We start from the raw sequence: 22756 nt of genomic DNA, 5'->3' as shown, positions 1-22756 counted from the left end.
AGATTGGTTTTCCGCAAAAGTTTTATGTGCCTTTCTCGAAGCTCATCTGCCGCCACGCTTCGTAGACCACCACCGCGACTGTATTGGATAAATTAAGACTGCGATTGCCGGACACCATCGGTACGCGGATACGGCGTTGTTCAGGAAAACTCTCCAGTATTTCAGTCGGGAGCCCACGGCTTTCCGAGCCAAAAAGAAATGCGTCTCCTTTGGCATAAGCAGTCAAGTCATAGCGTTGCTTGCCCTTGGTTGAGACGGCAAAAAGACGATGCCCTTGAAAGTGTTCCGCACAGTTTATCCAGTTTTCATGAACTGTCATGTTGGCAAACTCGTGATAATCCAGTCCGGCGCGTAGTAATTGCTTATCTTCCAGGATAAAACCAAGCGGCTTGACAAGATGGAGTCTCGCACCGGTATTGGCGCATAGCCGTATAATATTACCGGTGTTGGGCGGGATTTCGGGTTGGAATAAAATTACATCGAGCATAAGCTTATCAACGGTCCGATTTTTGTTTTGTGATTCGAAAGTAGCGGATATTTCCGATCTGGAATCCAGGGCAGCTAGGAGTCGTGCGGCAGCACACGAGGCAGCGTTCTGGCGACCACCCATCCACTTACGTGCACGGCGCCATGTTTGCGTAGTACCTTTGCCAGTTCATTCAGGGTTGCGCCGGTGGTCATCACATCATCCAGCATGGCGATGTGCTTGCCGGTAAGGTCCGTTTCGCATGTGAATGCTCCTCGTATATTTTTCTCGCGTTCTTTCCATGGCAGTTCAGCCTGCGAGACGGTGTCTTTGATACGTTTGCAGGCATCCGGCAATAGCGGAATACCGCATCGTTTTGACACTTTGCGGGCGATTTCCAGCGCCTGATTGAAACCTCTTTCACGTAATCTAACGGGATGCAATGGCATTGGCACGATGAAGTTCGGGAACGAGTCCTTGTCAATCCGCGCCAATAGCAAATCGGCCAATACCGGCGCCATGGGAAGGTTAGTCTGGTATTTGAGTGAATGAATGAGAGCGTTCACCGGGAAAGCGTAGCTCAATGCCGCCACGGTGCGATCAAATGCGGGCGGTTTTGCGAGACAGGCACCACAGACGCAGGATTCCGCCATAGGTAGCGCGCATACCAAACAATGATTAAATGGCAGGTGAGGCAGGCTATCGCGACAAGGTGCGCACAGGTTTCCATTGCTGGCGGTACCGCAAAGCAGACAGTATTGCCCGAACAGGGTCTGTATAATATTCGATCTATTGTTCAATAATATAGGTAAAAAAATTGACAACGATAATGGAATCCGTGATTATTCGTATTCCACGATGTGACTGATTCCAAATTGCGCTCATTGTAGCGCAGACCGATCAGCCAATCGCTTTACCCGAACAATAGCGATATAAGGACGGGGTATGAGTCAGCTTTCCGGCATGACGGTTAATTCCGGCATAATCGCTGTGGGGAACGGTTCTCATAAAGTGGTGCAATTGTTCATGCGGAATTTGAAGCGGGATTACAACGATGCTTAGTCGGTTTCTTCCTCGGCAGGTAAGCGGCAGCGGCGATGCCACAACGGTGCTGTCACAGTTGCGTGAACTTAGACGATAGCTTTGCCTTGTATGACAAAATGATTTTTATGGCTACTTTTATAAATTCGAATCGCTAGTAGGTTCATTCGCCAGCCGAGGAAGATGACAAAAGGTTATTTCATCACCGGCACCGGAACGGGTGTGGGCAAGACCTTGGTCAGTTGCGCCTTGCTGCATGCTTTTGGCGCACGCGGCAGGACTGTCGTGGGTATGAAGCCGGTGGCGGCAGGATGCGACAATGGCCAATACATGGACGTTGAATTACTCCTGGCGGCAAGCACCGTTGCTGCTCCGCGTGAGCAAGTGAATCCGTATGCGCTGATCTCACCGATTGCCCCGCATATCGCGGCGAGACAGGCGGGCATCACTATCGACGTGACAACCATTTGCAGCGCTTGTTTCGAATTGCAAAAAATAGCCAACCTGGTAATTGTCGAAGGTACGGGTGGTTTTCTCGTGCCGCTCAACGAGTATCAGGACGGTGCCGACATGGCGAGGGCTTTAGGTTTTCCCGTAATATTGGTGGTGGGAATGCAATTGGGGTGTCTTAACCATGCGCTGCTGACCGCCAAAGTGGTGCGAGGAACGGGACTGCCGCTTGCTGGATGGGTGGCGAATCGTATTGATCCAGAAATGACTGCATTCGATGAGAATGTGCTTGCATTGGAGCAGAGGCTGAATTGTCCGTTGGTGGGAGTGTTACCATTCGAGCAAAATGCCGATGCGAAAATATTGTCGATGCAGTTGAATATCGAGGCGCTGGACCAAGGCTAACCTCATGAATGCTGATCGTATGCGGGGACGCTTCTGAACCAGATCAACGCTGACATGTTCACATGTTATCTTTTTCGTACCTTATCAGATCATCACACCTTGGCGCGCAGGAATGCTTATCGGATATTCTCCAGATTGGAATATGAACATACCCACAAATAAACTGAGAAATGTTACGAAAATGCTCGCAAAAAATGCGGTCCAGAACCCCGAAATTTTGAATCCCGGCACAAGTGACGATACCAGAAGCATCATAAGCGCATTAATCACCAACAAGAAGAACCCAAACGAAATGAGCGTTAATGGAATCGTTAAGATGATGACAATGGGTCTGATTACGGCATTAGCGAAACCCAGCAGCAGCGCCGATACGAACAACGATTTTTTACTGGAAAATGAAATGCCGTGAAAGATAAAGCCGGCAAGCCACAGAGAGAGGGCAGTTATGCCCCAATGCGCCAGAAATTCCATCATGTTATACAGCATCCTCGCCCTTGGTTTTCCTTGAAAATATTATTGTAAACACGCTTGCATATAATATTCGCGCAGATTATCGATAAATTTTACAACAGTTGTTCCTATCCCCGATAAATAAGCCACCTACACGTGCGGGAAGCCTCCCGCCAAGTTTTTCGTGGAGCGCATTGCTGCCAAGATGGGGACCCATATAAGACGTATAGAGAGATAATAAGATCGTGGATTTGTTTAACGCAGCGGGGGATTGCATTTCATGGAAGTCCTTATAGACGGCGCCTTGCGCGTGATCTTCTTTCCCGGCGTGTCAGAAAAGGTATCAGCCATTGATGCCAAATACTCCCTGGTTTCGGGTATTCGGTCTTACCGTATTCCCGCTGATAATCCGAGGGTTTTATTCAGAGGTTCTGTGGACCCCATACTTTTTTAACTATTGGCACGAATCATGCTTATTGAATGTTAGGGCTGTCAGGGCCGCTCGGGACATAAATGAGTGGCTAAGAGAATGTTCTGTGGTAACCCCATTCTTGAACAGGGAGCTTAGGTTCGAGGACTAGTAATAATGACTATTTCATTAATGAATTTCTTTAGCAGGAATATTTCTCGAAGCGTACCATCCTGCCCAATCATGGAGTCGATAAGGACGAGTACGTATGGTGGATGGTATTCCTTGCGAAGCGAAGACAGGCGATGTGACTGTGTTGTGATGGTAAAATGAGAAATATCAAGCATGAATGACATGATGTATCGTAAGGAAACTGACCAGCGATTACCGCAGCTCGCGCGTTATGATGCGCTTACCCGTCTTCCCAACCGTGCTCTATTTTATGAGTCGCTGAGAAAGATTATCAAACAGGCCGAAATAAATCAGCGAATTGTTTCGATTCTGTATCTTGATATTGATAACTTCAAAAGTATAAACGACACACTGGGACATGCTCTCGGCGATGAGCTGCTACGCCAGTTTAGTCTGCGCTTGCTGGAATGTTTGCGCATCAGGGATATGATTGCGCGCCTGGGTGGAGATGAGTTCGGGTGTATTCTGATTACTCCTGATGGCTCAGGGGATGCCGGAATTGTTGCAAGCAAGATCAGAGAAGCATTACGCGAGCCCTTCATGTTACCGGGTCACCAGGTGACCGTGACCGCGAGTATCGGGATCAGTGTTTATCCGACGGATTCGCTTGATGCGGATACGCTTATCAGAAACAGTGACACAGCCATGTGCCGGTCAAAAAGCTCAGGCAAGGATACATATCGCTTCTTTACAGCGGAAATGAATGTACGCGCGATCAAGAAGCTGGATCAAGAAAATGCGTTGCGGCAAGCGCTCGATCGAAATGAATTCGTTTTATATTACCAGCCGAAAATGGAACTCTCGGAGGGAGGGAGAATCACGGGAGTGGAGGCGCTGATAAGGTGGAATCGTCCCGGATATGGATTCGTCGCACCTCTGGAGTTCATATCCGTCCTCGAACAAACCGGCTTGATCAACCGGGTGGGGGCATGGGTTATTCATAGCGCGTGCAAACAGATCGCCGAGTGGAGGCATTCGGGAGTAGGAGAGATCCCCGTATCGGTCAATGTATCCGGAAGGCAGTTTTCACAAGGTAACCTGAGTCGCGATGTTATTCGAGCCACCCAGGAGAATAATGTCGAGCCGGAATTGCTCGAATTCGAACTCCAGACGGAAAGAGCATTGAGGGAGAACAGCATTGGCTCTGATATGCTGGAATTGGAACTGACGGAAAGCTCGTTGATGACACATGCAAAAAAAACGATCGATATCCTCAGGAGGTTGAAAGCAATTGGTATCCGGATTTCGATTGACGATTTCGGGACAGGTTATTCGAGTCTGGCCTATCTGAAACGATTTCCTGTCGACGTGCTGAAAATCGATCGTTCCTTTATTATGGACGTGATGACAAATCCTGCGGATGCCGCAATTGCCACAGCAATTATTGGCATGGCGCATAGTCTTGACGTTAAAGTGGTGGCCGAGGGTGTGGAAACCGTTGAGCAGTTCGATTTTCTGCGAGTGCGAGGTTGCGACGAAATCCAGGGTTACTATCTGGCGCAGCCACTTCCCGCAATTGAGATATCCAAGTTATTTTTGAGAGGTAACAAGGTCATCAAGCCGGTAAGATCCCCCATTCTGTAATATACAGCAAGGCGATTCGAGCTTGTGTCTTGCGTCGGGTCATAAGGACCGTGATCCCTTGCAGCCAAATGTTAATGAGTATTTTGATGGGGGTCGCGGCAGTGATGGTAAAATTTCAGATATGCCCTCACACAACGGTAGAATGTTTTTCCCATCGTCAGACTTGCTCATTGCGGTATGCGCTTTGCCTGTTTAGGTAGCGGTTCCCAGGGAAACGGTCTCGTGGTCGAAGTGGCGAAGACCCGATTGCTTCTGGATTGCGGCTTTACCCTGAGAGAAACCATCGCTCGTCTTTCACGGCTCGGTCTCGATCCCACCATGATAGATGGAATTATAGTCACTCACGAACACGACGACCATATTGGCGGCGTGGCGCGGCTTGCGCGTAAATTCAATATCCCGGTGTGGTTGACGCATGGCACGCTGCGTGGTGTGGCAAAAACATTTTCCTTGTTGCCGGTGATAAACATCATAGATGGCTATCGACGTTTCTCCATTGGAGATATCGAGGTAGAGCCTTATCCAGTCCCGCATGATGCACAGGAGCCTGCGCAATTTGTATTCGGCGATGGTGCGTTGCGATTGGGCGTATTGACGGATACCGGATGTTCCACACCTCATATCGAGGCAGTCTTAAGCCATTGCCACGCGCTGGTGCTGGAATGTAATCATGATGCCCAAATGCTTGCGAACAGCGATTATCCGCAAAGTCTCAAACAACGCGTTGGCGGCCGTTTCGGGCATCTTGAAAACACCGCTTCCGCAAAACTTCTTGCAAGTCTCGATTGCACCCGCCTGCAACACATTATTGCGGCTCATCTGAGCCAGAAAAATAACACTCCGCTACTTGCGCAAACCATGTTGAGTGATACCTTGAATTGTGAGATAGATTGGGTCGGGGTGGCTGACCAGAGCGAGGGCTTTGGCTGGCGCCAGTTGATATGATTCCAACTTCCTGAAAGCACTCTCGGTTGCCATTGATCTCCCTTACGTGCATATATCCCAGGCAATAAAAAAGCCGCCCTCAAAATGGCGGCTTTTTCTTGTTTGATAATCGGTTATTTCTTGAGCGTGTCCGATGCGCCTTCTTTTACATCTTTCGCAGTCTCTTTCACGGCATCCGCGCCTTCACTCACTTTCTCGCTTACCGCATCTTTAGCGTCCACTGCTTTATCCTTGGCGGCATCATATGTTTCTACCACTTTTTCCTTGGCATCATCAACGGTAGACGACGGAGCGGGTTGGGACGTAATTTTCTCGAAGTTTTTCTTTTCTTGTTCGGGGAGTGCCTGATTTGGTTTGCCGCAGGCAGTCATTGTCAGTGCCACCAAGGTAGCAGCGAGGAGCGTAAGTCTCATTATTTGTTTCCTCTAAAGAGTGGGTAAAAACACTTAGTATATAACGAAGCTGCTTGATTCTTAAAAGCAGAAACTGGACACGTTAAATGATTGGCTGAATCGCACGCTCAAGAAGCACGATTTACAATTTATCTAATATGGGCGTTCATGCGCAATAAAAAAGCCACCACAAGGGTGGCTTCTGCTTCTGCTCTACTACTTTTAGTGGCCAGCTGGAATGGCGCTTTGACCAGCTTTAATGGGATTGCCGTTTCCGTCAAGTGCGTGTCCCGGTAGAACAGCCTGTCCCGAATATTCGTCCTCGTCTTCCGCAGCAGCGGCTTTTTCTTCTTTTGGAGTACCAGCAGCGGCACGTTCTTGATCCATCGTAGTGCCTTCTTCTGTTCTGGTCCCGTAGGTGGTTGAATTCTCAGGCAGTGCTTGTTTCGGCCTATCACATGCTGTCAGTGTCAGAGCCACCAAAGCAGCGGCAAGGAGTGAAAGTTTCATTATCTGGCTTCCTTAAGTAAAATATTAAAATAGATGCGACGAACAATAGTATATAACAAAAATACCCGAATTACGCGAATTTACATAGCTGTGTTCGCTCATTGGCCTTATTTGGAGCAATAGAGAGCCATTCCGGACGAATGCTCTTTATTATCCATTACTTGCCGGGTTCTTGTTTTTTGACGTTGGTATCAGCACCGCTGGCCGCATCAGCCGCAGGCTTATCAAGTTCGTCAAAATTCGGGGCAGACTCACGTTCGATCGAGGCGGAGGGTGGAGGCTTGTCCATGGGATGTTTTTTGCCATCACAAGCAGTCAATGTTAACGCCGCCAGGACGACAGCGAGGAACGAGTATTTCATTATTCAATGATCCTATAGTTCATTACAGGGAGCCATAGTATAACAAAAGCTTCGAGGTCATTCAAATCCGAAACCGCAAGCTGATGTGATTTCCCTTCACCTGCAGCAGCATTCAATAAAAAAAGCCGCCCCGGAGGACGGCTTTCTTCAACGTTAGTTTATTCTTATTAATATATAGGCCCATTATTTCGGGGGTTCATTTTTCTTTGCCTCTGCTGCGGCAGCAGCTTCAGCCTCAGCCTTTTGGGCCGCTTCAATGTCCGCATCACTTACCTGTCCTTCACGTTTCTCCCAGAGGCTCGGGGGATATTGTCCCGGCTTCCCTTCTCCGGGTTCTTTCTGTCTCAGTTGGTCACATCCGGTTAGTACTAGTACCAGGGCGGCAGCGAGGAGCGAGTACTTCATTTTTTTAATCTCCTTTATATGGTTTATAACGAGTCACGGGTAAATATCAAAACATTTCGGCCATTCAAATCTGAAAAGACCACTATCTTAATAGCAGAATTAAGATATGTTGTCCAGTTTTTATGGACCATCCCAGAGCCACGGGTGATAGTGGCAATGGCCAAGGGATAAGGCTTTCAGTGAATCATTAAAACAGTAGCAGATCATTTTTTCACCTTACGCCACGAGGCGGCTTATTTGCCGGCTGAATTACGAACCATCGACGTGAACATAAGTCAATGACAAAATTATGCGTCAATCCCGCCGGGTTGGCTTGCTATTTCAATATAACCATAGAGATACCATTGGTAGCACAGTGCAAGAGCCTCATCGTTAAAATGCTTCGCTGTCGGCAATATGAGGCGATCAGCGAGTTTTTCCAATGACCGGCGGGCGGTAGCACCGGGTGCATAGCTATCTCCATTCAGAAAAATAGTTTTCTTCCTGTACAGCATACGACTTTTTAGATCCAGTTGTAATCCGTTTTCTTTAATCTCATAAACAAATTTTTTCTCCGGTAGAGGATCCGATGGCGGTACAAAAAAAATGTGGGGTTTGGGTTCGGTAAGATAGGTCCCCATAAAATGTTCCACATCCATGCGGTTCCATTTGATTTTATCGAGTGCCGCGCCAGCTTGATCCACCATGGCCGAACTAATATGTCCCGGACGCGACTGCAAAGTGATATCGGGGTCACGATACATGCCTTTAATCGCGGCATTATCCTGCAGGTAAACGAGAAACTGGGTGGCAAGCTCCTGGTGAGCGGGTGCGCGAAAGCCGATCGAATAGGTCATGCAATCGTCTTTTGCCACGCCATTGTGAGCGTAACCGGGAGGTAGATACAGCATGTCGCCTGGTTCCAGCACCCACTCTTGTTCCATTCTGAAATCACGCAGGATTTTTACCGGTGCATCCTCAACCAATCTTTTGTCCCGCTGGGCGGATATCTGCCAAACCCTGCGCCCCATTCCCTGCAGTAAGAAAACGTCGTATGAATCAAAATGGGGTCCAACCCCACCCTCGCTGGGTGCATAGCTGACCATCAGGTCGTCGAGCCGTGAGTGAGGGATAAAATTGAATTTAAGCAGTAGTTCGCGGGCTGCCGGAAGGAAGTGATTGATATCCTGCACCAGCAGCGTCCATTGTTTCTTTGGCAGACGTGAAAAAGATCGAAGTGCAAAAGGACCGTGCCTAACTTGCCATTTGCCATTCTGCTGTGTGATCAGCCGCGATTGCGCATCGTCCCGGCAGGCGAGATCAATAAGCTCGCTGCGAGTCAGCAATCCCTGAAAGCCGGGCAGGGCGCCACGCACCAGCAAAGGTTTTTTCTGCCAGTAATCGCGTAGAAAATTTCTTGGCGAAAGACCACCCAGGAGCGCGGTTTTCATCTGCCTCGCATAAACATTTTATCGAGATCGGCAAGACTGATTTCAAACCATGTAGGCCTGCCATGATTGCATTGGCCGGAGCGTGCGGTGGCTTCCATTTCACGCAACAGCGCGTTCATTTCCGGAATAGTCAACATGCGATTGGCGCGAACCGCACCATGGCAGGCCATGGTCGAGAGAAGTTCGTTACGCCTACTGGTCAACGCCTGACTGGCGCCAAATTCCCGGATCTCGCTGACTACATCATGCGCGAGTTTTATCACGTCGGCGTCCTTGAGCGTGGCTGGAACCGCCCGTACCACCAGCATGGTGGGGGAAAACACCGAGATTTCAAACCCAAGCTCACACAAGACGGCGCTGCTTTCCTCAACTGTCGCGATATCCAGGCTGTCCGCCTGAAATGTTGCGGGGATCAGCAAGGGTTGCATCGAGAGTTTGTGGTTGTCGAGCGCCGATTTGAGTTTTTCATACAGTATTCGCTCGTGTGCCGCATGCATATCCACAATCAATAAGCCACGATCATTCTGCGACAGGATATAAATGCCGAGTAGTTGTCCCAGGGCAAATCCGAGAGGCGGAATTTCCTGTTTTTCGTCAACGATCGCCGCTGCCATCGAATCAACTGACGATTCCGTGCCGGCGCCAAACAGGGTTTGATAGAACGCTTGTGGTTGGGCCACCAATCCGGGAAGTGCAGGTGGCGCATCGGGCATTATCTGCGGCGCGAGCGGTATGACGCGCTGCCGTGCATAGGCGGAAAATGGGGCAATCGCCGCCCGGCTCCTGTTCCCCGACTCCTGATCCGGGTCCGGAGATATGGAGGCCGCGGACACCAATTGCGGCGATGCCAGTGCTTTGTTGATTGTATGAAAAATGAACTGATGCAGTGCGCGCGAATCGCGGAATTTAACCTCGGTTTTAGTGGGATGCACATTCACATCCACGCCATCGGCATTCATCTCCAGGAAGAGCGCAAAAGCCGGATGCCGATCCGGATGGAGGATATCGCGATAGGCTTCGCGTAACGCATGAGTAATCAGTTTGTCGCGTACGAAGCGGCCATTGACAAAAAAATACTGGTTATCGCGGGATGATCGTGAGTAGTTGGGCAACGCTGATGCACCCCACAACCGTAAGTCCGCCGCTCGTTCGTCGACGAATACCGAGGTCTGGGTGAACTCATCTCCCAGCATCGCCGCAATGCGAAGCCGTGCATCCGCGGGGCGCAAATGCCTGCGTATGGTTCCGTTGTGTTGCAGGGTGAAGCCGATGTCAGCGCGTGACAACGCAATCCGCTTGAATGCTTCGTCACAATGAGCGTATTCAGTGGCTTCCGTTTTCAGAAATTTACGCCGTGCCGGCGTATTGAAGTAGAGGTCATGTATTTCCACCGTGGTGCCCGAGGCAAGAGCTGCGGGCTCAGGTGATGACAAATGACGATCTTTTGTCTGTATCTGCCAGGCGTGTTTCTCCCCCGCCCCACGGCTTGTCAGTGTCAAGCGCGATACAGCCGCGATACTTGCCAGCGCTTCACCGCGAAAGCCCAGGCTTGCCACTTTCTGCAGATCTTCCAATGTATTGATCTTGCTGGTTGCATGGCGGGTAAGCGCGAGCGGCAGATCATCCCGGGAAATTCCGGTTCCATTATCCGCGATACGGATCAGTTTGATCCCACCCTGGAAAAGCTGCACCGTTATTTCCGTTGCACCTGCATCCACGCTATTCTCCAGCAACTCCTTGAGTGCCGACGCTGGCCGCCCTATTACCTCTCCGGCGGAGATCTGGCTGATAAGCAGGTCGGGAAGAAGCTTGATCGCGTTCATGGCGGAAATGGAATGAAGATAAGTCGCATTATACCGTCCCGAGTTTCCTCATGTTATGCGCAAGACACCCGCAGCGCCGTCTTCAAGAACCACCGCTTCATGAATGCTGTTTCATCGCGGTCTTAATTGCCGCATGGTCAAGGTGAGGTGCGAAGGTTTCTATAAAATCATAAACATAGCCTCGCAGGTAACTATTGCGGCTGATGCCGATGCGAGTGGTGCTCGACTCGAACAAATGGCTTGCATCAATGGATCGGAGATGCTTGTCACGCTTTGGCTCGAATGCCATTTGCGCCAGGATACCGACGCCCAACCCCAATTCCACATACGTCTTGATGACATCCGCGTCAATGGCTGTAAGCACCACGTTGGGAATCAGGCCTTTTGCGTCGAACGCCTGATTGATCTTCGAGCGGCCGGTGAAAGCAAAATCGTAAGTAATGATCGGATACTGAGCGATGGCTTCCAGCGTCAATTTCTCAAGTTTAAGCAACGGATGTCTCGGCGTGACAATGATGCAACGATTCCACTGGTAGCATGGCAGCATTACCAGTTCCTCGAACAACTCGATCGCCTCGGTGGCGATCGCAATGTCCGCCTCCCCCGAGGTAACCAGTTCCGCTATCTGGATCGGATTGCCCTGTCGCAAAATTAATTTTACCTTTGGGTAACATGCGGTAAAATGTTTGATGGCGGCGGGTAGCGCATATCGTGCCTGAGTATGGGTTGTGGCGATAGTGAGAGAGCCGGTGGCTTCGTTAGCGAATTCCTGGCCAACCTGTTTCAGATTTTTTGCGTCTCTTAGCATTCTTTCGGCAATTTCCAGGATGGCTCGTCCCGGCGGCGTGACTCTAACCACGCGCTTGCCGTTGCGTACGAAGATATCCACTTCAAGCTCGTTTTCCAAGAGACGAATTTGTTTGCTGATTCCCGGTTGCGAAGTATGCAGCATTTCCGCGGCCTTGGATAAATTCAGGCCCTGATTGGCAACTTCGCATAAATAGCGCAATTGTTGCAATTTCATGATTTCTACTCTAATAACGTTAGGTTATAATAATCTAACATAATATTCTTTCATGATATATATGTCCGTTGCTATTATGGTATTTTCTAGGCACCATATCGAGTTATCCGCCCGGTAGGCGGCGGATGGATGCACGCGGACGTTATAGGGCCGGATTATATTTAAGCAAAATGGCGAATTCTGTCTGGCCTGACAGTTCGTCCCGGATTGGACACGGCCAATGCCGGATCGGTATATTGCAATAGTTATCGGTAATCTCTTGCCGCCGGCATCAAGATGATATGGCCATAAATTGTGGAGATTTCAGATGAGTCACTTGAATTACCTTGCCAACGATGAGGAAATAAATTCGTTCGATCAGGCGCTGCAGGATTATCAGGGCCTGCGCATGGATGTTGATCGTTTTACCGCTGCCCGTCTGCAAATGGGGATTTATGGGCAGCGGCAGGAAGGTGTCAATATGGTGCGCATCAAGCTTCCGGGAGGGCGTGTGAACGGCCCGCAATTGAGCGTGATCGCCGATATGCTGGAGAAATATGTACGCCACGATGTCGTGCATATCACCACGCGTCAGGATATCCAGATGCATTACGTACCGCTGGAGCATACGCCGGCGGTGCTCCGCCATCTTGCTACAGCCGGATTGACGACGCGCGAGGCCTGTGGCAATACGATACGTAATGTCACGGCCTGTCCGCTGTCGGGCGTATGTCCTCGCCAGCATGTCGACGTCACGAAGCATCTCGACGGGGCGGTTCAGCATTTTCTGCGCAATCCGCTGACCCAGCAAATGCCGCGCAAATTCAAGATCAGCTTCTCGGCCTGTGAATCCGATTGCGCGCAGGGCATGATGCACGATATGGGAATCGTCGCGGTGCGCAACGGCGACCGCTTCGGTTTCAAGGTTCTGGCCGGAGGAGGTCTCGGACATAAGCCGCACGAGGCTATCGTCGTGGAAGAATTCGTGGAAGAAAAGGATTTGTTGCTTGTGATGGAGGCGGTTGTTTCATTGCACAATCGCTATTCCGATCGTATCAAGCGTGCCAAAGCACGGATTAAGTTTCTGGTTGACAAATTCGGTCCCGAAGGTTTCATCGAGAAGTATCGCGAAGAACTGGCTCGCACTAAAACGGCACTGGCAACCCAGGATTATCCAACGGGTGAATGGAGTGGTGGCGTTGACAGCGAAGTTCCCGGTATTGGTGCGCCGCGCCGTGTGTTCGCGCAAAAGCAACCCGGTTATCATGTATTTCCGATCAGTGTGCCGATGGGTAATTTGAACGTGGCGCAACTGCGCGGTCTTGCCCGTATTGCCGAGACTCACGAGTTGCATGAAATTCGTGCAACGCAGGATCAGAACATGTTTCTGCCGAATGTGCCGGAAGCCAAAATCGGGTCTCTGCGCGCTGCGCTGGCTGCGTTGGGTCTGGGTGAGCCCCTGGCAGGTGATGATGTGGTGGCTTGTCCCGGCACTTCAACCTGCCGTTTAGGCATAACTTCAAGTACGATCCTCGGACCCAAACTGAATGGCGGCAAACATGATCTGAAAATTCGTGTTTCAGGGTGCCATAACGGCTGTGCCCAGCCCGAGACCGGCGACATCGGCATTTATGGTGAAGGCAAGCGCATGCATGGCAAGCTTGTGCCGCATTATCAGATGTATTTCGGCGGCGATGGCATGGCGCGCGGCGCGCTGGCGATCAAAGGTCCATCGATCCCTACGGCACGTGTCGAGACGGCGGTGGAACGCGTGAAATCGGCTTATGCATCCAATCGCGAAGCGGATGAAACGTTTTTTTCCTGGACCCGGCGTGTGGGCAAGGTCTATTTTACTGATCTGCTGGCGGATCTGGGCGAAGTAAAACCGGAGGAATTGGAATCGGTCTTGCGCGATCATGGCCGGGATGGTGATTTCAAGGTGTTGCAACTGGGCGGTGGCGAGTGCGCGGGAGTCAGTCAGGTGAAGATCGGTTCAAGTTTTTTCGAAGCGGCTCACGAGCGAAATTACCGGGATGCGCTCAAGTTTCAGCGAAAATTCGAAGATTCGGTTAAGTGTGCCGAAGAGATCGCCCGTTTGATCGGCCAGGGTGTGACCGAACTGCTCAGTGGCCGGAAGCAAGACGATTTGGCCGAGCAGGCGGAGGAGTTGCGCCGGGTATTGCCTACCAAACCGCGTTTATCCAGGCAGTTGGCTAAATTCGCGGAGGATTTTTCGAGCCCGGTTGAAGAATTGAATGATGTTCGACTGACCGAATGGTTTTCCGACCTGGATGCGTGGACGATGGAGGTTGCGGAATTCTGTCTCGGCTTCGACCGTCAGCTTGATCTGACCGGCGCGCTGCCGCTAAAGGCTTCAGCCAAATCATTCCAGCAGACACAATCCTCGGTCGCATTGTAATAAATCTTGATACCTGTTATTGAATCGGTGCCATGAGCCTGGATCAAAAGATTGCTGACGTGCGGACACTGTTGGATAGGGTGCAGACGGATTATGCGCCGGCTGTTTTCGCCAACAGTTTCGGTGCCGAGGATATGGTGTTGACGGATATCATCGCCCGGCATTATCCCGGCATTGGAATGTTTACACTGGATACCGGCCGCTTGCCGGAAGAGACTTATAGTCTGATGAAAGAGGTGGCGGAGCGCTATGGCATTCGTGTTCCCGTATATTTCCCCGAGTCTGCCGCCGTGGAAGCATTTGTTGCGCAGAATGGCCCCAACGCGTTCTATGACAGCGTGGAGTTACGAAAAACATGCTGCCATATTCGCAAGGTGGAACCACTGAAACGTGCCTTGCGTGGAAAGCGCGCGTGGATCACTGGTCTGCGCCGCGATCAGGCGCCGACCAGAAAGGATCTGACTGAAACAGAGTTTGATACCGGAAATGGCTTGCAAAAAATAAGTCCATTGCTGGATTGGAGTCTATCCGACGTTTGGGCCTATCTCAAACAATTCGATGTCCCTTATAACGCGCTGCACGACAAGGGATACGCAAGCATCGGTTGCGCACCCTGTACGCGTGCCATTACTCCCGGCGAGGATGTCCGTGCCGGACGATGGTGGTGGGAAAATCCCGAAATCAAGGAGTGCGGCTTGCATCCGGACAAGCGACGTAAGGCTGCGGTAGTGACTCGTTTGGCGGTGGACTCGGCGGTACCGGGCCAGGCTCTGAGTGAAAAGAAAGAGCGTGACCAGGCTCTGATAAAGCCCCGTGGTTCGTGAGATTATCAGGATTGAGCGATGGATACCCTATTGAGAAATGTGCAAGAATTTATTACTCCCGTTCCAGGTTCTGTGATGAGAAGTGAACCGGCGGCCTCTAAACAACGTATCGCAAGGCAGTTGGGACATCTGGATGCGTTGGAAAGTGAAGCTATTCATATTTTGCGGGAAGTGGCGGCTGAGTGCGCCAATCCGGCGCTATTGTTTTCCGGTGGAAAGGATTCCATCGTGCTATTGCGGTTGGCGGAAAAAGCCTTTCGTCCAGGGCGCTTTCCGTTTCCGTTGCTGCATATCGACACCGGCCACAATTTTCCGGAAGTGATCGAATTTCGTGACCGCCGAGCCCAGCAATTGGGTGAGCGGTTGATTGTGCGCAGCATGGAGGATTCCATCCGGCAGGGGAGAGTAGTGCTTCGCTCTGAAAATCAGAGCCGTAATGCGTTTCAGTCGATAACGCTGCTGGACGCCATTGCCGAATTTCGTTTTGATGCCTGTATCGGCGGTGCACGCCGCGATGAAGAGAAAGCGCGGGCCAAGGAACGTATATTTTCCTTCCGCGATGAATTCGGTCAATGGGATCCGAAGAGCCAGCGGCCCGAACTGTGGGATATCTACAATACTCGCGTACATCCGGGAGAAAATATCCGTGTGTTTCCGATCAGCAACTGGACCGAGCTTGATGTCTGGGAATACATTGCCCGCGAGGAACTGGAAGTGCCGCATATTTATTTTGCCCATAAGCGTGACGTAATCAGACGGGGTAGCGGTCTTTTACCAGTATCCCATCTGGTGCAGCCTCAGGAGGGGGAGCAAGCGGAAAACGTCATGGTGCGCTTTCGCACGGTGGGGGACATGAGTTGCACCTGTCCGGTGGAGTCCACCGCGGTCAGTATAGGTGAAATCATAGCTGAAACCGCGACCACCCGAATCACCGAGCGTGGGGCTACCCGTATGGACGATCAGACTTCGGATGCATCCATGGAGTTGCGTAAAAAAGAAGGGTATTTCTGAAGTAGCCTCATACAAATTGAGTCAGGCGATAACGGTGCGTTGTCTTTTCATGACTTTGTTGTATCCGGATTTACGGATTTGAATTTATTAGTGTTATCCAAGTTCACTGGAACAAAGAAGAACGAGGAAATTCCAGGTGAAAAAATTTCCAGAAGGGCTGTAAATGTCAGCAGTAGAAAATATTTCGTTTGATCACACCGAGTTGTTACGTTTCATTACCGCCGGCAGTGTGGACGATGGGAAGAGCACGCTGATCGGACGCCTGCTGCATGATTCGAAATCCATCTTTGAAGATCAACTGAGCGCCATTACTCACACGACCCGCAGGCGCGGCATGGAGGGCGTCGATCTGTCGCTGCTCACCGATGGTTTGCAAGCGGAACGTGAGCAGGGTATTACCATCGACGTGGCCTATCGTTATTTTGCAACGCCTAAACGCAAATTTATTATCGCCGACACTCCTGGTCACGAGCAATACACCCGTAATATGGTGACGGGGGCTTCCACCGCCAATCTGGCCATTATCCTGATTGACGCGCGCAAGGGAGTGCTTACCCAGTCGCGCCGGCATGCCTATCTGGCCAGTCTGGTGGGGATTCCTCATCTGGTGGTGGCGGTTAACAAGATGGATCTGGTGGACTATTCACGCGAGGTGTTCGAGCGAATCTGCGAGGATTTCGCCGCATTTGCCGGTGGGCTCAGGCTGAACAATATCGCATACATTCCAATGTCCGCCTTGAACGGGGATATGGTGGTGGAGCGCGGGGAAAAACTTGGCTGGTACAAGGGTATGGTACTGATGGATTTATTGGAGAATGTTCCTATCGATCATGACATCAATCTCGAAGATTTCCGGTTTCCTGTGCAATTGGTGTGTCGTCCGCAAACCGAGGAAATGCACGATTTCCGCGGGTACATGGGACGGGTCGAGTCGGGTTTCATCAGCGTCGGCGATGCGGTGAAGGTACTTCCTTCCGGCCTGAATTCACGTATCAAGGAAATCGTGACTTATGATGGTACTATCGATCGAGCGGTCGCGCCCCAGTCGATAACACTGACTATTGAAGACCATCTGGATATTTCCCGGGGGGATATGCTGGTAAAAACCGAGGGAGACATCCCTCGGGTAACAAAGGAATTCGAGGCGATGCTGTGCTGGTTGTCGGAGCAGAGTCTCGACCCGAGGCGTAAGTATCTCGTCAAGCATACGACCCGTGTCGTAAAGGCGCTGGTGACACGCATAGACTATCGCGTGGATATCAATACACTCAATCATGAAGCGGTGGAAACCTTAAAAATGAATGATATCGGGCGGGTTGCGCTGAAAATGCACCAGCCCCTGGTATGCGATGAGTATCAGCGCAACCATGCCAACGGCAGCTTTATTGTTATCGACGAGGTGAATAACAACACGGTTGCCGCAGGCATGATCTGCCCGGCAAGGAATTCAGGTTGATTTGATCGGTTTGATTCGCTGCGGAGGATTCCGGCGTAAGGCTGTTCAGGTTGTGAAGCGACATTGCGGCTAGAGCGGACAACGCGGAGAGGGGTGGCGTTGCCGCTTTTATATTTTTTAGCGGGGAAAAACATAAATTGAATAGGGATATAAAACTTTAATCACGGACGCGTTCTAATAAAAAATAGCGATTACGTTTGCAGTCTCTTTTTTGATTCATTTTCATATTATCGATGACCTTATGATGACAAGTTTACAATCGGCGCTTCACATTGAACCGGCAACAGCCGTTTTCCCCGTACTGGGATTCGAGATGACTTTTGCTGATCTGTATCGCCGCGATGGCCTGGTGAGACTGGATCAGGCATTTCTTGATTTTCTGCATGAAGGGGAACCTGGACTGCGCGTCCGCCTGGACCTTGCCCGCGCCAACCCCGATAGCCTGGATCGCAAAGACGAAGCCGCCCTGCTGATCGAGGTTGCGCCGTGGATGGAGGATTTCGTCGCCAGGTTGTTCGGTATCGAAAAAGAAGTCGGTGCGCTTGCCGCCCGCCATCATCAACTGGCTCCGCTGTATGCCTGCAAAAGACAGTTCGTACAGCGCCGGGCAATGAACAAGGTGAGCGAGGCGGAAGCCGCCGCGGTGGATGGGGTTGCACTGGAAGAAAAGCTGGTTGCTGAATTCGAGGAGCCCTTTTCCGAACTGGTTTTTGCAACCAAAGTCATAGAGTGGCTGTTGGACGAAAATGTGAATGAAGAGCGGCTCAGGATGGCGTTGCTCTATGCGGCCTGGGCGCTGAAAACAGCGACAGGACGAGAACGCAATCAGGATGGCATATTGTTCAAGGCTCCCGCTAAACTTGATTATCTGCATCTCTTGTCAACGGATGCCGATACTACCGCCGGCTATACCGTTCACCGCCTTCATCATATACGCCGCCGGGAGGGGTTTGCGCTCACCGATTCCGGCACCGACCTGGCGGGCGCCCTGGATGAGGCGAATTACTGCATTTGGTGTCACGAGCAAGGCAAGGATTCGTGCTCAAAAGGATTAAAGGAGAAACCGAAGACGCCAGGGGAAGCGCCATCTTTCAAAAAAAGCCAATTGGGCGTCCTGCTCGCGGGATGTCCGCTGGAGGAGCGCATTTCCGAGTTTCACAAATTAAAGACCCAAGGGCTTGCCGTCAGCGGTCTGGCAATGATCGTTGTGGACAACCCCATGTGCGCGGGTACCGGTCACCGCATATGCAACGATTGCATGAAGTCCTGCATTTACCAGAAACAGGAGCCGGTTGATATCCCGCAGGCGGAAACCCGCACACTCAAGGATGTACTTGAGTTGCCGTGGGGGTTTGAAATTTATAGTCTGCTTACCCGGTGGAATCCGTTAAACCTGCGCCGGCCGGTGCCAAAGGCCCCAACAGGTCGGAAAGTGCTGGTAGTGGGCATGGGACCCGCCGGATATACCCTGGCACACCACCTGATGAACGATGGCCATACAGTGGTTGGCATTGACGGTCTCAAGATAGAGCCTTTGGCTCCAGAGCTTTCAGGTGTGAATAGTCAGGGCGAGCATGTTTCATTCAATGCCATTCGTGATGCCGGAGAACTCGAAGAGAATCTGGATGAGCGCATGCCTGGAGGTTTCGGTGGTGTGGCCGAATATGGAATCACCGTGCGATGGAACAAAAATTTTCTGAAGTTGATCCGGTTGCTTCTGGAGCGGCGGGAAGAGTTTGCGCTTTTTGGCGGTGTCCGTTTCGGCGGAACGCTTACGGCCGATGACGCTTTGGCTATTGGATTCGATCATGTGGCGCTGGCTGCGGGGGCCGGACGTCCCACTGTGCTCGATATGCCCAATGGTTTGGCACGTGGCGTTCGTGCCGCATCCGATTTTCTGATGGCACTGCAGTTATCCGGCGCGGCACAAACCAGTTCCGTTGCCAACATGCAGTTACGCCTGCCTGTGGTGGTGATCGGTGGAGGCTTGACCGCCATCGATACAGCAACCGAAGCACTGGCTTATTATCCGGTGCAAGTGGACAAATTTCTTCGCCGTTATGAGATTCTTACCGCAGTGCAGGATGAAACAGCAATTCGTGGTGCATGGGATGAGGAGGAGCGGGAAATTGCCGAGGAGTTTCTCAGTCACGGTCGTGCCATCCGCGCGGAGCGCAAGGAAGCGGAAAGAGAGGGGCGGGCGCCGCGTGTACTGGAATTGCTTCAATCATGGGGCGGTGCCACCATTGCTTACCGGAAACGGCTCATCGACAGTCCCTCCTACACACTTAATCACGAGGAAGTTGAGAAAGCGCTGGAGGAGGGCATCTGGTTTGCCGAAGGCCTTACCCCTGTACGAGTGGAAGCCGACAAGTGGGAACATGCGAGATCTGTGAAGTTCTCGGTACAGATCCTGGATGAAACGGGTTCATGGCAAAAAACCGGGCAAGCTGAATTACCGGCCCGTGCCGTTCTGGTTGCGGCGGGAACTCAGCCCAACACGGTGCTCGCCAGAGAAGACGAAAAAAATTTCAAGCTGAACGGACGCTATTTTGCGGCCTGCGATGAAAATGGTGATCCAGTGAGCCCCCCCCGGGGAAATCCCAAGCCGGATACCTCGATGGTATTGCTGAGCCGTTGCGAGGATGGACGTTTCATCAGCTTTTTCGGTGACCTCCATCCATCTTATTCGGGCAATGTGGTTAAAGCCATGTCCAGTGCAAAACAGGGTTATCCGGTGGTAAGCCGGATGCTCGGACGCGTCGCACCGGCATCCACAAAGTCCGCCAGACTATTTTTTGCCGAATTAAACGGACGATTACGCGCCACTGTGCATAAGGTTGAACGGTTGACTCCCAATATCATTGAAGTGGTCGTGCATGCGCCAATGGCGGTGGAGCGGTTCCACCCCGGTCAATTCTATCGCTTCCAGAATTTTGCCACGCTCGCTACCGCCGTGGGCGATACAAAATTGGCAATGGAGGGCATCGCCCTGACGGGAGCTTCGGTTGATGTGTCTCGCGGCTTGGTATCGCTGATTGCCCTGGAAATGGGCGGGTCGGCGGATTTGTGTGCCAAACTCAATCCTGGCGATCCGGTAGTGCTGATGGGCCCCACCGGCACCCCCACGGAGATCCTGCCAGAGGAAACCGTTGTACTGGTGGGTGGCGGACTGGGTAACGCGGTTTTGTTTTCCATTGGTGCTGCGGCACGCGCCGCGGGATCGAAAATTTTATATTTTGCCGGTTACAAGAAACTGATCGATCGTTATAAAGTAGCGGAAATCGAGGCGGCGGCGGATGTGGTGGTATGGTGTTGCGATGAAGCCCCGGGTTTTACGCCATCCCGGCCGGACGATCTTAGCTACGCCGGTAATATCGTGGATGCGATGGCCGCGTATGGTAGAGGTGCGTTGGGTCCTCAGAAAATTCTGTTGTCGGATGCCGACCGTATCATTGCCATTGGCTCCGATCGAATGATGGCGGCGGTGGGTGCCGCGCGGCATAATAAACTTCAGCCTTATTTGAAGACGGATCACTATGCGATCGGCTCCATCAATTCACCGATGCAGTGCATGATGAAAGAGATCTGCGCCCAGTGTCTACAACCGCACAAAGATCCAGAGACAGGCGAAATTACTTATGTGTTTTCATGCTTCAATCAGGATCAACCGCTTGATCAGGTTGATTTCGGCGGGTTGGCGTCGCGTTTACGCCAGAATAGTGTTCAGGAGAAGCTCACCACCCGGTGGATTAGCCATTGCTTAAAGGAAACGAACAAGGTCGGGGCTTGAGGTTACAGGGAATGGTTGCCAGGAATGAGCTATTTTCGTTAATCCGGATAATTCATTGCACCCAGGTTCATTTATAATCCGGCTTTCGCGATTAAAGGGAAGTGATTGCCCATTTTCGCAAGTTTGCTGGAAAAAAATAGAAAATGTCCAAAAATAAGGGAGATTATCAATGCACATAGGCATACCGGCGGAGATTCGCGGGGGTGAAACCCGCGTTGCGGCCACGCCGGAAACGGTGAAGAAATTTACCGCTAAAGGCTTTCACGTTGTTCTGGTACAGTCCGGCGCGGGAAGCGGCGCGAGCATACCTGATGAGGAGTACCAGGCTGCCGGAGCAATCATTGTAGCCAGCGCGGCGGAGCTTTATGGGCAATCGCAAATCGTACTGAAAGTGCGCGGGCCGGAACCCGGCGAACTATCAATGATGCGCAAGGATGCGGTGTTGCTGGGTTTGCTTTCTCCCCATCAGGCGGAAGGTATCGAGATACTCGCCCGTCACGGCCTGACCGCATTTGCCATGGAGAAACTGCCGCGCATTTCCCGTGCTCAGAGCATGGACGTGCTGTCGTCGCAGGCCAATATCGCCGGCTACAAAGCGGTACTGATGGCGGCCAATGTCTATCAGAAATTCTTTCCCATGCTGATGACCGCGGCGGGTACGGTAAAGGCGGCACGGGTGCTGGTTCTGGGCGCGGGGGTGGCCGGCTTGCAGGCGATCGCCACGGCCAAACGGCTGGGCGCGGTGATCGAAGCGTTCGATGTGCGGCCGGTGGCAAAAGAACAGGTAGAGAGTCTCGGAGCCAAATTCGTCGAGGTTCCATTGAGCGAGGAAGAGAAAGCGCAAGCGGAAACGGCCGGCGGGTACGCTCGTGAAATGTCGGATGATTATAAGCGCCGTCAGGGTGAACTGGTGCATCAGCGCGCGGCGGCAGCCGATATCATTATCACGACGGCGCTGATTCCCGGGCGCCCGGCGCCCGTTCTGATCAAGGAAGAAACTGTTCGTGCCATGAAACCTGGATCGGTGATCGTCGATATGGCGGTGGAAGCGGGCGGTAACTGTCCCTTGTCGGAATTGGACAAAATCGTAGTGAAGCACGGCGTGCATCTCGTCGGTATCGCCAATCTGCCAGGATTGGTAGCGGCGGATTCCAGCGCCCTGTATGCACGTAACCTGATGAATTTTCTTAACCTGATGCTGGATGCGAAGAGCGGTGAATTCAAAGTAAACCGTGAGGATGAAGTCATCTCCGGAACGCTGGTCTGCACGGACGGGGAAGTAACCGGTAAAACCTGAAAAGTCATAGAGGGAAAGCAAAGGAACCTGTCCGATTTTGCACGTTTCACTCTCCCTGCTATAACTCAACACTCGGAATAATTAACGGAT

The 22756-nt window shown here is 51.6% G+C and carries 19 protein-coding genes; 9 read left to right on the top strand and 10 right to left on the bottom strand.

Annotated elements, in window-relative coordinates:
• Nucleotides 1-22: 22 nt before the first annotated feature.
• Nucleotides 23-487, bottom strand: coding sequence for a tRNA (uridine(34)/cytosine(34)/5-carboxymethylaminomethyluridine(34)-2'-O)-methyltransferase TrmL (trmL, locus tag BLO43_RS10855; protein WP_090907091.1), 465 nt, complete (start codon nucleotides 485-487; stop codon nucleotides 23-25).
• A 74-nt stretch (nucleotides 488-561) separates the two neighbouring features.
• Entirely contained in the window at nucleotides 562-1266 is a 705-nt protein-coding gene (locus BLO43_RS10850) for a ComF family protein (RefSeq protein ID WP_368086142.1), read from the bottom strand.
• A 424-nt stretch (nucleotides 1267-1690) separates the two neighbouring features.
• On the opposite strand from BLO43_RS10850, the gene bioD reads away from it, so the two are divergent.
• Nucleotides 1691-2362 (top strand): dethiobiotin synthase, encoded by a 672-nt coding sequence (gene bioD, locus BLO43_RS10845; RefSeq protein WP_090907089.1) that lies wholly within the window; start codon nucleotides 1691-1693, stop codon nucleotides 2360-2362.
• A gap of 84 nt (nucleotides 2363-2446) precedes the next feature.
• On the opposite strand, the gene BLO43_RS10840 is transcribed toward bioD, so the two are convergent.
• The gene (locus tag BLO43_RS10840; protein ID WP_074631719.1) at nucleotides 2447-2848 is read right to left on the bottom strand and encodes a phage holin family protein; all 402 of its coding nucleotides are present in this window, start codon (nucleotides 2846-2848) and stop codon (nucleotides 2447-2449) included.
• Nucleotides 2849-3566: 718 nt separating this feature from the next.
• Here BLO43_RS10840 and BLO43_RS10835 point away from each other — a divergent pair.
• Together BLO43_RS10835 and BLO43_RS10830 are read left to right on the top strand one after the other, a co-directional pair.
• Nucleotides 3567-4997, top strand: coding sequence for a putative bifunctional diguanylate cyclase/phosphodiesterase (locus BLO43_RS10835; RefSeq protein ID WP_090907088.1), 1431 nt, complete (start codon nucleotides 3567-3569; stop codon nucleotides 4995-4997).
• 177 nt (nucleotides 4998-5174) lie between these two features.
• The gene (locus BLO43_RS10830; RefSeq protein WP_090907087.1) at nucleotides 5175-5942 is read left to right on the top strand and encodes an MBL fold metallo-hydrolase; all 768 of its coding nucleotides are present in this window, start codon (nucleotides 5175-5177) and stop codon (nucleotides 5940-5942) included.
• Between the two features lie 113 nt (nucleotides 5943-6055).
• On the opposite strand, the gene BLO43_RS10825 is transcribed toward BLO43_RS10830, so the two are convergent.
• From BLO43_RS10825 to cysB, 7 genes are all read right to left on the bottom strand, one after another.
• A complete protein-coding gene (locus tag BLO43_RS10825; protein ID WP_090907086.1) occupies nucleotides 6056-6355 on the bottom strand; it encodes a YtxH domain-containing protein in 300 nt (99 codons plus the stop codon).
• A gap of 201 nt (nucleotides 6356-6556) precedes the next feature.
• Complete coding sequence (locus tag BLO43_RS10820; RefSeq protein ID WP_090907085.1) at nucleotides 6557-6844, bottom strand: hypothetical protein; 288 nt, start codon at nucleotides 6842-6844, stop codon at nucleotides 6557-6559.
• A 157-nt stretch (nucleotides 6845-7001) separates the two neighbouring features.
• Nucleotides 7002-7205: a hypothetical protein gene (locus tag BLO43_RS10815; protein ID WP_090907084.1), complete on the bottom strand. Its 204-nt coding sequence runs from the start codon at nucleotides 7203-7205 to the stop codon at nucleotides 7002-7004.
• 183 nt (nucleotides 7206-7388) lie between these two features.
• Nucleotides 7389-7610, bottom strand: coding sequence for a hypothetical protein (locus tag BLO43_RS10810; RefSeq protein ID WP_004179210.1), 222 nt, complete (start codon nucleotides 7608-7610; stop codon nucleotides 7389-7391).
• A 287-nt stretch (nucleotides 7611-7897) separates the two neighbouring features.
• The gene (locus BLO43_RS10805; RefSeq protein ID WP_090907083.1) at nucleotides 7898-9040 is read right to left on the bottom strand and encodes a cupin domain-containing protein; all 1143 of its coding nucleotides are present in this window, start codon (nucleotides 9038-9040) and stop codon (nucleotides 7898-7900) included.
• Entirely contained in the window at nucleotides 9037-10863 is a 1827-nt protein-coding gene (gene mutL, locus BLO43_RS10800) for a DNA mismatch repair endonuclease MutL (protein ID WP_090907082.1), read from the bottom strand. Before mutL ends, BLO43_RS10805 begins: the two co-directional genes overlap by 4 nt.
• A 97-nt stretch (nucleotides 10864-10960) precedes the next feature.
• The gene (gene cysB, locus BLO43_RS10795) at nucleotides 10961-11887 is read right to left on the bottom strand and encodes an HTH-type transcriptional regulator CysB (protein ID WP_090907081.1); all 927 of its coding nucleotides are present in this window, start codon (nucleotides 11885-11887) and stop codon (nucleotides 10961-10963) included.
• Between the two features lie 307 nt (nucleotides 11888-12194).
• Here cysB and BLO43_RS10790 point away from each other — a divergent pair, with 307 nt between their 5' ends.
• The 6 genes from BLO43_RS10790 (at nucleotide 12195) to BLO43_RS10765 (ending at nucleotide 22666) form a co-directional block, all read left to right on the top strand.
• A complete protein-coding gene (locus BLO43_RS10790; protein ID WP_090907080.1) occupies nucleotides 12195-14285 on the top strand; it encodes a nitrite/sulfite reductase in 2091 nt (696 codons plus the stop codon).
• A 32-nt stretch (nucleotides 14286-14317) separates the two neighbouring features.
• Complete coding sequence (locus BLO43_RS10785) at nucleotides 14318-15109, top strand: phosphoadenylyl-sulfate reductase (protein ID WP_090907079.1); 792 nt, start codon at nucleotides 14318-14320, stop codon at nucleotides 15107-15109.
• Between the two features lie 75 nt (nucleotides 15110-15184).
• The gene (gene cysD / locus BLO43_RS10780; RefSeq protein ID WP_074634184.1) at nucleotides 15185-16120 is read left to right on the top strand and encodes a sulfate adenylyltransferase subunit CysD; all 936 of its coding nucleotides are present in this window, start codon (nucleotides 15185-15187) and stop codon (nucleotides 16118-16120) included.
• Nucleotides 16121-16283: 163 nt separating this feature from the next.
• The gene (gene cysN / locus BLO43_RS10775) at nucleotides 16284-17576 is read left to right on the top strand and encodes a sulfate adenylyltransferase subunit CysN (RefSeq protein ID WP_074631730.1); all 1293 of its coding nucleotides are present in this window, start codon (nucleotides 16284-16286) and stop codon (nucleotides 17574-17576) included.
• 241 nt (nucleotides 17577-17817) lie between these two features.
• Entirely contained in the window at nucleotides 17818-21369 is a 3552-nt protein-coding gene (locus BLO43_RS10770) for an FAD-dependent oxidoreductase (RefSeq protein ID WP_090907120.1), read from the top strand.
• A gap of 169 nt (nucleotides 21370-21538) precedes the next feature.
• Nucleotides 21539-22666: a Re/Si-specific NAD(P)(+) transhydrogenase subunit alpha gene (locus tag BLO43_RS10765; protein WP_090907078.1), complete on the top strand. Its 1128-nt coding sequence runs from the start codon at nucleotides 21539-21541 to the stop codon at nucleotides 22664-22666.
• Nucleotides 22667-22756: the final 90 nt, after the last annotated feature.

Source organism: Nitrosospira sp. Nsp13, assembly GCF_900101945.1.
In the GTDB taxonomy this organism is placed as follows: domain Bacteria; phylum Pseudomonadota; class Gammaproteobacteria; order Burkholderiales; family Nitrosomonadaceae; genus Nitrosospira; species Nitrosospira multiformis_D.
This window is presented reverse-complemented; position numbering and strand designations above follow the sequence as displayed.

Bases quoted from the DNA above. Each gene is read 5' to 3' on its own strand.
- BLO43_RS10790 (WP_090907080.1), top strand. From the start codon at position 12,195: ATGAGTCACTTGAATTACCTTGCCAACGATGAGGAAATAAATTCGTTC.
- BLO43_RS10765 (WP_090907078.1), top strand. From the start codon at position 21,539: ATGCACATAGGCATACCGGCGGAGATTCGCGGGGGTGAAACCCGCGTT.
- cysD (WP_074634184.1), top strand. From the start codon at position 15,185: ATGAGAAGTGAACCGGCGGCCTCTAAACAACGTATCGCAAGGCAGTTG.
- BLO43_RS10835 (WP_090907088.1), top strand. From the start codon at position 3,567: ATGAATGACATGATGTATCGTAAGGAAACTGACCAGCGATTACCGCAG.
- mutL (WP_090907082.1), bottom strand. From the start codon at position 10,863: ATGAACGCGATCAAGCTTCTTCCCGACCTGCTTATCAGCCAGATCTCC.
- trmL (WP_090907091.1), bottom strand. From the start codon at position 487: ATGCTCGATGTAATTTTATTCCAACCCGAAATCCCGCCCAACACCGGT.
- BLO43_RS10805 (WP_090907083.1), bottom strand. From the start codon at position 9,040: ATGAAAACCGCGCTCCTGGGTGGTCTTTCGCCAAGAAATTTTCTACGC.
- cysB (WP_090907081.1), bottom strand. From the start codon at position 11,887: ATGAAATTGCAACAATTGCGCTATTTATGCGAAGTTGCCAATCAGGGC.
- bioD (WP_090907089.1), top strand. From the start codon at position 1,691: ATGACAAAAGGTTATTTCATCACCGGCACCGGAACGGGTGTGGGCAAG.
- BLO43_RS10825 (WP_090907086.1), bottom strand. From the start codon at position 6,355: ATGAGACTTACGCTCCTCGCTGCTACCTTGGTGGCACTGACAATGACT.
- BLO43_RS10810 (WP_004179210.1), bottom strand. From the start codon at position 7,610: ATGAAGTACTCGCTCCTCGCTGCCGCCCTGGTACTAGTACTAACCGGA.
- BLO43_RS10840 (WP_074631719.1), bottom strand. From the start codon at position 2,848: ATGCTGTATAACATGATGGAATTTCTGGCGCATTGGGGCATAACTGCC.
- BLO43_RS10820 (WP_090907085.1), bottom strand. From the start codon at position 6,844: ATGAAACTTTCACTCCTTGCCGCTGCTTTGGTGGCTCTGACACTGACA.
- BLO43_RS10815 (WP_090907084.1), bottom strand. From the start codon at position 7,205: ATGAAATACTCGTTCCTCGCTGTCGTCCTGGCGGCGTTAACATTGACT.
- cysN (WP_074631730.1), top strand. From the start codon at position 16,284: ATGTCAGCAGTAGAAAATATTTCGTTTGATCACACCGAGTTGTTACGT.
- BLO43_RS10785 (WP_090907079.1), top strand. From the start codon at position 14,318: ATGAGCCTGGATCAAAAGATTGCTGACGTGCGGACACTGTTGGATAGG.
- BLO43_RS10770 (WP_090907120.1), top strand. From the start codon at position 17,818: ATGATGACAAGTTTACAATCGGCGCTTCACATTGAACCGGCAACAGCC.
- BLO43_RS10830 (WP_090907087.1), top strand. From the start codon at position 5,175: ATGCGCTTTGCCTGTTTAGGTAGCGGTTCCCAGGGAAACGGTCTCGTG.